Genomic DNA, 9,989 nt, shown 5'->3' on the forward strand with positions numbered 1-9,989 from the left:
GACTTCTTTAAAAAGTCGGGGCTCTGTGTATGCTGTTTTTTCTGTGGGCTTACTTATCAATCTTTTCATGAAAACAACTGAGAGCAATAATTCCCTGGATTCGAGATCAAATTGTTTAATATTCCTAACTGTTGAAACACGGGAGAAGACAAGCTGATAGGTAATGCAACTGGCCCGCAGGTAATGCTGTTGTCTTTGATATACACAATTCCGAAATAAGATTGAACGCCTAATTGTTTAGACAAAGCTACTTGAACAGCCAGCGGATTGTTATTATAAATGGCAAGTTTTATCCCGTATAAATAATTGTTTGTTTCTGCCACGGAAAAGCCAACAGATTTCAAAATACCAGCCGCCGAACTCGGTGTTTCCGGCTGTGGAAATGAGATCGTCCCGAAAGAGTTCGTAAATCCCGATCCTTCTAAATATTGTGCAGTTTGATGTTTGTTCAGATAACTAATATATTGTGTAGCTTCACTTTCTTTAGCTTTGCTGATTAATCTGAAGAAAGTAGGTAAAGCAATAGCTGATAATATCCCAATGATAAATATCACAACCAACAATTCAATCAAAGTAAAGCCGTGGGAGGCATTATGACTTTTTTGTACTCGTAAATAGCGTTTATGGTGACAGACATATAGCAACAATTTTTGAGTAAATACAGACATTAATACCTCCTAAAAATCAACTAGCAGTAAAATAATTACTCGCCCTTAAGTATTCCCTTGCAATCCTCGCCAAGTCTTGGGAAACTCAGCTTGATTCTGATAGATAACAGGCAACCAGCTAGCACCGGGAATTTCCCGATCCCAACGCTGTTTGAGTTTTTCTCGTGCTTCCCGCACGGAAACATAAAAAGAATTGCCGCCAGCAAAAGCTTTGAGAAAAACTTTCAGAAACTCCTGGGCGATTAAATCCGGCACCGGTTCACGCATCACGATAATTTGAGGGATATCTAAATCAGCTAATTGCTTACCCAAGCCTAAGCCATCGCAAGAGTTAAAAATTGCTATTTCCAAACCGTGTTTAATAGCTATTTTCAAGGAATCTTTTAGCTGTTCTACAGTTAACTTATCTGTTTTATTGATACAAATCACCCCCGTACTGCCATCTACTTCGCTCTGACTGTGACCCGAAAAACACAAAATATCCCAGCCTATTTCATCGGTGAGATATTCCTTAAGTTTCTGGTAATTTGGTTCTACCAAAAATATGGTTTCTGCTTCTGACAAATTCTCCAATATCTGCCTGTCTTTATCGACATTGATTTCTGTACTGTCGCCCAAAATTGCCAAAATTCTTACTTTTTTTCTGGGTCGTACTGATTTTTTTACTCTGTTAGATTCCTTGCGACTTAAAGCTACTTCTGGTTGACAGTAAGCATTAAAAAATTTCCATTGATGCCAGGGGAGTTTTCGCAGTAAGTTATCTTCTGTTTGGATGATGACCCGCACTTCGTCAGTGCTGTTTAACTTGTCCTGTAATCCCTGCTTGATTGAGAAAAATTGTTCGGATTCTAGCCACTTATTTACATCTATTTCTACTTCTTCAGCTAAGGTTTTTAGCTCCTGTATGGAACAGTGAGTGATACCGGGTTTTATTTTTATGGCACGGTTTTTTCGCCGATGGTTTTGAATGTTATACATTTCTTGCCACTGTTGATAATGTTGGAAAATTATTGGTTGGGGTGGTAATTTGCCTTCTAATTTTATTGCTAAGCGCTGGCGATCGCACCAAATCTCAACTGTTACGTCAAACCCTTGTTTCAAGTCGCCGCTAGCCAAGTTTAAGATGACTACTTGTTCAGACAACGGTCTGACTATATCCTCCATTACTGACAGCAAGTATTGGCGTTGTTCTGCTGAGTTTTGCAGGGCGGGCGCTTCTGTTCCTAGCACTTGTAGCGCTTCTTGATAGAAACTATTGAAATCATTGTTAATTTGTGCTTTGTCGGTTTCAGGAGGTACGGCGAGTTTAATGACAATTCCATTGCCTTTATTTTCAATACTTTGAATATTGAGTTTTATGCCAGGATTTTTTCGTTGCACCTGTTGGAAAGATTCCATGAAAGCTTTCCAGTCAACACCGTACTTAAAAATCAAGTCAACTGTATTTACAACTTCTGCAAAAAAAGTGGTAAATTCTCCTGGTTGATAGTTGTCGTTACCGCTGGGACGGCGTTCGCGATCGTCCGTTCCCGGCTTCGGTTCTTCTAGCAAATAAACATACTTACAATCTACCCATTCGAGTTGGGTAGTGCTGTCAATATTCCAGGTTCCTAAACCGCAAACACCAGTCATTTTGGCATTGCTAAAATCAGTGCCGATCGCCTGAACTTGACTAAATATTGCATATTCTAAATTAGCTGCTTCCAAAGTCGCTTGACTGAGGTCTGCTGTTTGAAGTTGGGCATAGCTGAGGTCTGCACCTATCAGGTTTGCTCCTCTCAAATCCATGCCTTGATAAGATTTGTGATAGCCGTTGCTGGTGACAAGCAACTCTCGCACTGCAGGATTAATTAATATTGTCTCGTCCACTATTGCCCAGTCGAGAAAACGAGCGTGATGCCACATAGTTCGGTGGATAGTAGCAAATCTAAAATCGGTGTTTTTGAGGGTGGCGTAGCTGAAGTTAGTATTGGCTAATTGAGCGCCGCAAAAGCTGGTGCCGCCAGCCGCACCAATGACGATCGCTAACTGGCGAATTACGGCGTATTTATCATCTTCGGCTAAAACTCTCTGAGCAATGTGAGTTCCTAATAATACCAAAGCTACAGCTAAAATGACAGCTCCAGCGATCGCCGCAATAACTACAGGCGCATCGGGAAATTCTTGCACACATTTTTTTAGGAAATCATAGCATTTATTGTTTGTGTTGTCAACTACTCCAGCTTGGATTAACACGGATGCTTTTAAATATCTCAACGAATTTCTGGCAATAATTCCGGTGGCGATCGCACTTATAGCCAGAGCTTCAAATAAAGCCAAAGCTGCAATCGCCCTCCCCAGAACAACTTCAGCCAATGTTAGGGCTAAAGGAAGAGCGACAATGGCGATCGTAGTTGCAACGACAGCCGCAGTTAAAGTCACAATTAAAAACGGAATATCGTTAGCCTTCGTTTCGCCAGACAAGGCACTCATTAAGGCACCAGTTCTAAAAGACCTTAACCAGGAAAGTATTGGATGTTTATCATTCGAGAACGCAGATAAAAAACCAATTAAAGGTACAAAAACAGCAGCCGCAATACCTAAATAATCCAAAGCTTTTTGTATCCCTTGGCGAATCATGGTAGTCAACAGAATAGCATTGACGAATAAGATGATTGCAGTTGGCAGAAAACCGATATGCTGGGTTGTTTTGGGAATGAGAGATTTGAAGGTATTATCAACAGCAATTACAGCAGCTATTCCTGATATAGCCGAGAGCAGTGCTACAATTATGAAGATTTTGATTTGCGATTTTCTAGCTAGTCCGCACTGAGCGTGATTGAAATTAGCCTCATCGAGAATTGCATTGGTAAAATCTGCACCTCTGATATCTGCATTGGAGAAATCTGTATTAGTCAGATCAAGGCCTTTGAAAGAACAACCTTGGAGATTTTGACCGCGAAAGTTTTGAAATGTTAATGATGACATAGGGGAGTTCGGCAACGGATTTTGTAACGGATGTAACGGATGTTTCTGGTTTATCGTTTTCTCGTTTCCAGGCTATGTCCATTGGTGACAACTTAAGACTGGAATTCATAATAAATGTCGCTTTGATGCGAAGTCTAGATCCCCCTAAATCCCCCTTAAGAAGGGGGACTTTGAGCGATTTCCGGTTCCCCCCTTATTAAGGGGGGTTAGGGGGGATCAGATTTCGATACAAACAAGAGAGACTATCAGTTTAACGTTAACTTGTCACCAATAGACAGAGCCTAGTAACGAGGAATCAGGAACCAATAAAAATGGCTTAGACGCTCTACATAACGCCGACCGGATACAATTACAAACGAAAAGATTGCTTCACATTTACATCTCCCAGTCCTACAGTAATGCTGAACAATTCTCTTAAGTCTGAACAAAATTCAAAATTAAGAAAGTTGTCAGCCTCTCTCGATTCAGCCTTGAAAATCACTTCTTCTGACTCATCCATCAGCATCAATTTCAACCCAGGAGGCAAATAAGTTTGATTTCCCATGGGATACACTCGCACCTGAATATCCACTTCTGAATCCGGTTCTGGGGGCAGCGTGACTACCAGTGCCACGGACTGTTCTCCTAATTGCATTCCCAAATCAATTTTCTGGCCGCGATCGATGGGTAATGCGTTGTTGCTTCTAAAAGAGCGAAGTTGCAATTGTTTGGGATTTAATAGATCGTCAATTACTTGCCATCCCGCATCAAAAATTTCATCGAACCAGTTCATCAAATTAACTGGTTTCAGTTGTTGAATTCGATTCATGTAGACGAGCAAATCTTCGAGGGAATTCATTTCATCCAGAGGGACTTCTTTAGCTACTGTTCTGGTAAATCCTAACAGCGTTGCTTGTTTCAAAGATTGGTCTAACTGTACGGCTATATAACCAATTCTGTCTCCCCAAGCATCGTAGGGAATCTGACAAGCGTCGGCATCTGGCAAGACGGGACGGCATTCTATTTTTCCTATTTGTTTAACGTCTAAATCTGCTACATCCATAAGTTTCAGCATTAACGGATTGCGACTATCGCTAACCGGCCAATCTGTCTCAAATCCCATGCAGCGAAGGTAAAAATCTACTGCATACACTGCGAGGGTATTGAGATAAACTTGTTTGAATTTTTTCGGACTGGATTGTTTGCCACACTGTTGGGCGATTTCGTGGGCTTCAAAAGATAATGGCACTGTGAAAGTTATTGGTTCGATCATTTTACTCATCATTAATTTCTCCGTTTCCGCTCAATTCCTACTGTAATTTATTACGAATGTAATCTGAAAATTTCCGCATATTTCGGTCGTAAAAACTTTGGAGTGTTGAAATGTTTTTGTCAAATATTTGAGATATATTCTCCCATTTTTCATCATCTAATCTGGCTAAAGCTATGACTTGCCAAGTGATATCGGGACGACCTCTGATAGTTTTATTTCGGAAAAGATGATCTGGATCTTCTTCTATTAATTTCCGTAGTCTTTCGGTATCTTCCATAATTTCCAGTCGTGGATAATTTTGTTGATAAATCTCCCATTCTTTCTGTTCAAATTTCTCTAATTCATCTACCGATAAACCTTGAGTTATTCTTTCTCTTCTTCTATATCGATCGCACACATCTTGAAATCTAAACTTAAAGAAATGATTCACCCAAGGCATGACTGGTTTTTGTGAATCATAGATGTCAATGTTTTGACAGATATGCTCAACTATTTTCAACCGGGCTTCGCTGTAAATGTCTTCATAAAGATGACGAAGGTTGTCGTCATTTATGTGGGGACGAGTAAGTCTGTTATGACGGTAAATTTGGTCTATCAATTTGGTTAATGCTATCTGTCGCTCTTGGCTTCCGGCTGGGTGCTGTTGAGCTTCTAGGGCTAGCTGTCGAAGTATTTCGTCCATCGGGCTCTCCTCACTCCTCTGGGCATTTTTGTGCAGTCTGGTGGAACTTCTATTTATATTTCGGATATCGTCGGAAGTTTTTACGCATTTCTGGGGCAATTGTTACAAAAATTTACGTTTTAGGGGTTTTGGACAAAAGTTTTGAGGTTTGCGGAAAAAGTTTGGCTGGATTTCGTAAGTAAGAATAAGGGGGCGATTTCCTGGGGTATGGCTTTGCTGGCGCGGGCTTTGGGGAAAAGGGCGATCGTCCTCCGCAACTGTTGTTGTTTTGATTCAAGGGCGATCGGGTTCTATGTATTTTATTCAAACTGGGGTAAAACTAATGCCATCAATTTCAAATTGGGTTGTCCGAGGAATTTTCTGGAGCTTAGGAGTAGGATTGAGTTTGGGAATAGCTGCACCGGGATTAGCTGCAAAAACGGTGACTATTCTGGATGGAACAAATCCTGTAGAAGTTGCTGACTTAGAAAAATTGGCAAACACAGGCAATATATCCCTTAGTTTACAGGATTGGGCAGAGGTTTTATCAAAAGCCACTAACAAAAATGGCGAATCGATATCACTGGTACTGCGAAAACAACTAAACCAAATCATCAGCCTCGATCCAAACGATCCACAATCAGCGGCTAAGTTACCAGACAAACTAAAAAAGTTTTTGCAATTGTTGCAACCTGGTATCACAGATGTAGAAATACAAGAAGTTGTGACATTGATCGCTCAGAAGGCTAATAACCTGACTGTCATGGATTTGTTAACAAAATTGCCAGTAGATAACTTGACAGCAGGCAATTTTATTGATGCGCTCAAAAAAATGCCTCCTCCTCCGAAGACAGCATCGACAACAAATATTCTTTACATGAATTCAACTCGCGGCCTTGGTACCGGAAATTTAGGAGATTTTCGCGGGGCGATCGCTAATACCTTAGAAAATTATCAAAACGGAACAGTATTCGATGTTGATTTCGTTCAGACTCAGGTTCCTGGCAGCCTCGGATTATCGCTCAACTCTAAGCCTGTTGGGTTTTACAACCAGATTTGGTTCGACACGAGTATCTATCAAACATCGATTCTCAACACAGTAGATTTTGGCGCGATTAATGCTTGGGCGGCCAACAAGCAGCCAGAATTCATTCTAGACAGCTCTTTCGCTTTCCGCAACAAAGAAACTACGACCCTCACTCCTTCAGCGACAGCAGCAACAATCAACCAAGCTTTAGCTCTTAAAAATGCAGGAGGCGGTATTCTAATTGGTACTGATCATAATGATTTCGCTTACACGGCAAACCAAATTTTGACCAACTTCGGCTTCGATGGTTTGTTTACCGGTGCTGAGAATATCAGCGCTAACGGTTCTTTTGTTGGAGATTTAATGCTGAATCCTCAGCCTGTAGGGTCTGACTTTTTTGCCAATAATTTGCAGGGACTTTCGACATCGAATGTTCCTGTTGGGACGCATATTCTCAATGCGAATGGTGGCGATCGAACTATCAAAATTATCGAAAACCTATTTTCATATAGTCCTAATAAAGTTACCCATGTCGGTGCTAGTTTCGATACAGGAAACAACACTACTCCGATTGATAACCCGGAGTCAGTTCCCGAACCAACTACTGTGTTGGGTACTTTAGCTTTTGGTGCTGTCGTTACCCGCTGGCGGATGAAGCACAAACAGCAACAAAAAGTTTGGAATTCAACCGTTGCTTAATCTGAGATATTGCACTTCGTTGTAGTCCGTCGGGAGTTTAAAGTTTCGCCTCATAGCGAAAGTCCGGCGGGGGTTTAAACCCCCGCCTCATAGCGAAAGTCCTCTAAAGAGGACTGAAGAATTAATTAGATATTTCCTATAAAAATATCTATTATTCTGATCGCGTTCAGGTGAAAACAGAAATTATACCCTTGTCTATTAGTCCTATGCAAGAGGACTTTAGCTATGAGCCAGGGAATTAATTCCCTGGCGGTCTTTCGGGTGAAGTCGAGACTAATAAATATCTGGCAATCGCCCGTTTCCAAAAAAAGTTTCCAGATTTGCGTAAAAAGTTGGGCTGGATTCCGTAAGTAATAACAAGAGGCCGATCGCACTTTTAGACAAACGGGCGATCGCCCCCTTTCAGCTCATTATATCACTTTTAATTCAATCACAGACTAGGAGTGCAATCTCAATGGCTACCACAAATGAAGTTTCCAGCAACCTTCTGCTAACCGATGTTTTGACAACTGACACTTTACCGGGAAGTGCTGCCAAAACTCCCATCCTCAACCCTTTAAGCAACAGCAACAGTCAAAATATCGGCGGCAGTGCTTTGATAGCTGACAGCAAAACTCAGCCAGTTATTGAACCCGAAAAGCTATCCAGTCCGACTGACACGCTTAACTCAAAAAATGCGATCGCCGATACAAATAGCAAAAAATCAGATGATTCATTAATTGTTACCGACACTCTCAAAAGCGGTTTAAGCGAGTCAGCAAGCAGCAGCAGTAGTGTTCGCGACACCTTATCCGGTTCCCCGTCAGGTACAGATGTCAAAGATACGCTGACAGGAATCAGCAACGATGCACCGTTAAGTGCAATTAAAGATGACACTATTACAGCAGCAGATTCTTTGACTAATCCTCAGAGTGCCGAGAAAATACCATCTGAGAAAACTCCCGCTACTTTAGCCGAAAAAGAAAGCAAGCCAGAAATTGCGATCGCCCACAATACTTCTGTCTCAGAACCAAAAGCAACAACAAGTTCAGAAGCGATTAAACCAGATAACTCGCCAGCAGAAAAACCTGCCGCTACAGTCGCCGATATCAGCCAAGACAGCAACAAAACAGCAGAAAAACCTGCCGCTACAGCCGCCGATACCAGCAAAGACAGCAACCAAGAAAAATCTTCAACTAACAGCACAGACAACAACAAACCATCTACAGACAATACAGAAGTCGTCGCCGTTGGAACACCAAAAGAATTAAGTCCAACCGTTCCTACATCAGATCCAGTAGCCGATAATTCCTTTACATCCGGGAAATTTGTTGTTGACTCTACAGGTCAAGTCGGCATTGATTTCTTATTGGACGGCGGTTTGTATAAGGGTCAATTAGCTATTATCAGTCTCAAAGGAATGGAGAAGTTTTCTCCAGGTTCGGAAGAGTTTCTCAAAGAAGCGGCTTCGAGAGCACTTAGCAATTCTGCAAATGGTCATGTAGTTATTAATGACTTGAGTGAAGGTGCAAAATTTACGGGGAATTTACTCGAAGGCAATTATAACGATGGAGTTTACTTAGGACTTAAGACTTTTGCGATGACTCCGGGGGAGGAATTCGGGGTGATGTTAGTGCCTAATGGGACTGTACAAGAGGTACTTAACAATCCGGCGATAGGAGGAGACAAACGTCCTTTATTCTCGATGGTGACAGCGAATCCTGCTGAGGGATTTCATGTGGGTCAAATTGCCGATGTAACGGGTAGCGGCAAGACTTTTACAATGGAGGATATGCGAGTCGATTTAGGGAGCGATCGCGATTACAATGACTTCGTATTTCAGGTGCGGGGTGCAACGGGTCAAGCTGTGAATTTAGATAGCGTGATTAATGCCGATAAAGATTGGCGAAAAACGGATATGGGTCAGGCTTTGATTGCTTATGCTAAGCCCTACGTTGAACTGAAGGTAGAACCAAAAGAAGAGGATGTAAAAGCTGTAAATAATACTGGATCTGGTTCAGTTTTAGATGTTCCGATTTCCGACACTGCAAGTGCTTCAAATGAGAAGGTGACTCCTGCAAGTAATACTGAGTCTGTATCGAAAACCGAGGTTGCTACTTCAGATAAAGCTGGGGTTTCTGAGGTGAAATCTGAGGAGGAGAAAAAGGCGATCGTAACTCCTGTTTCTACTTCTACTACCGATGCGGTGACTTCCGATAAGGGTGTTATTTCTGAGGTGAAGGTTGAGGAGGAGAAAAAGGCGATCGCACCTGTTTCTACTTTTACTAACGATGCGGTGACTTCCGATAAGGCTGTGGTTTCTGAGGTAAAATCTGAGGAGGAGAAAAAGGCGATCGCACCTGTTTCCACTTTTACTAACGATGCGGTGGCTTCCGATAAGGCTGTGGCTTCTGATGTGAAAGCTGAGGAGGAGAAAAAGGCGATCGCACCTGTTTCTACTTTTACTAACGATGCGGTGGCTTCCGATAAGGCTGTGGCTTCTGATGTGAAAGCTGAGGAGGACAAAAAGGCGATCGTAACTCCTGTTTCTACTTCTACTACCGATGCGGTGGCTTCCGATAAGGATGTTATTTCTGAGGTGAAGGTTGAGGAAAACAAAAAGGCGATCGTAACTCCTGTTTCTACTTCAACAAAGGAGGCGGTGGCTTCCGATAAGGCTGTGGCTTCTGATGTGAAAGCTGAGGAGGACAAAAAGGCGATCGTAACTCCTGTTTC

General features: G+C 42.0%; 6 protein-coding genes. 2 read left to right on the forward strand and 4 right to left on the reverse strand.

Going from position 1 to position 9,989, the window contains the following annotated elements:
• Nucleotides 1-65: 65 nt before the first annotated feature.
• From QUB35_RS08985 to QUB35_RS09000, 4 genes are all read right to left on the reverse strand, one after another.
• Entirely contained in the window at nt 66-668 is a 603-nt protein-coding gene (locus tag QUB35_RS08985; RefSeq protein WP_333141314.1) for a prepilin-type N-terminal cleavage/methylation domain-containing protein, read from the reverse strand.
• 45 nt (nt 669-713) lie between these two features.
• Nucleotides 714-3,635 carry a pentapeptide repeat-containing protein gene (locus QUB35_RS08990; protein ID WP_333141316.1) on the reverse strand — a complete coding sequence of 974 codons (2,922 nt, stop codon included), beginning with the start codon at nt 3,633-3,635 and terminating at the stop codon, nt 714-716.
• Between the two features lie 349 nt (nt 3,636-3,984).
• A complete protein-coding gene (locus tag QUB35_RS08995) occupies nt 3,985-4,896 on the reverse strand; it encodes a DUF1822 family protein (protein ID WP_333141318.1) in 912 nt (303 codons plus the stop codon).
• Between the two features lie 28 nt (nt 4,897-4,924).
• A complete protein-coding gene (locus tag QUB35_RS09000) occupies nt 4,925-5,569 on the reverse strand; it encodes a hypothetical protein (protein ID WP_333141320.1) in 645 nt (214 codons plus the stop codon).
• Between the two features lie 322 nt (nt 5,570-5,891).
• Here QUB35_RS09000 and QUB35_RS09005 point away from each other — a divergent pair, with 322 nt between their 5' ends.
• Together QUB35_RS09005 and QUB35_RS09010 are read left to right on the forward strand one after the other, a co-directional pair.
• Nucleotides 5,892-7,274: an alpha/beta hydrolase gene (locus tag QUB35_RS09005; RefSeq protein WP_333141322.1), complete on the forward strand. Its 1,383-nt coding sequence runs from the start codon at nt 5,892-5,894 to the stop codon at nt 7,272-7,274.
• A gap of 454 nt (nt 7,275-7,728) precedes the next feature.
• On the forward strand, nt 7,729-9,989 hold a 2,261-nt coding region (locus QUB35_RS09010), incomplete at its 3' end, for a DUF4114 domain-containing protein (RefSeq protein WP_333141324.1).

The organism is Microcoleus sp. B13-B6, assembly GCF_036705405.1.
Taxonomy (GTDB): domain Bacteria; phylum Cyanobacteriota; class Cyanobacteriia; order Cyanobacteriales; family Microcoleaceae; genus Microcoleus.

Coding starts and splice junctions, on each gene's coding strand:
- QUB35_RS08995 (WP_333141318.1), bottom strand. CDS start 4,896: ATGAGTAAAATGATCGAACCAATAACTTTCACAGTGCCATTATCTTTT.
- QUB35_RS08990 (WP_333141316.1), bottom strand. CDS start 3,635: ATGTCATCATTAACATTTCAAAACTTTCGCGGTCAAAATCTCCAAGGT.
- QUB35_RS08985 (WP_333141314.1), bottom strand. CDS start 668: ATGTCTGTATTTACTCAAAAATTGTTGCTATATGTCTGTCACCATAAA.
- QUB35_RS09005 (WP_333141322.1), top strand. CDS start 5,892: ATGCCATCAATTTCAAATTGGGTTGTCCGAGGAATTTTCTGGAGCTTA.
- QUB35_RS09000 (WP_333141320.1), bottom strand. CDS start 5,569: ATGGACGAAATACTTCGACAGCTAGCCCTAGAAGCTCAACAGCACCCA.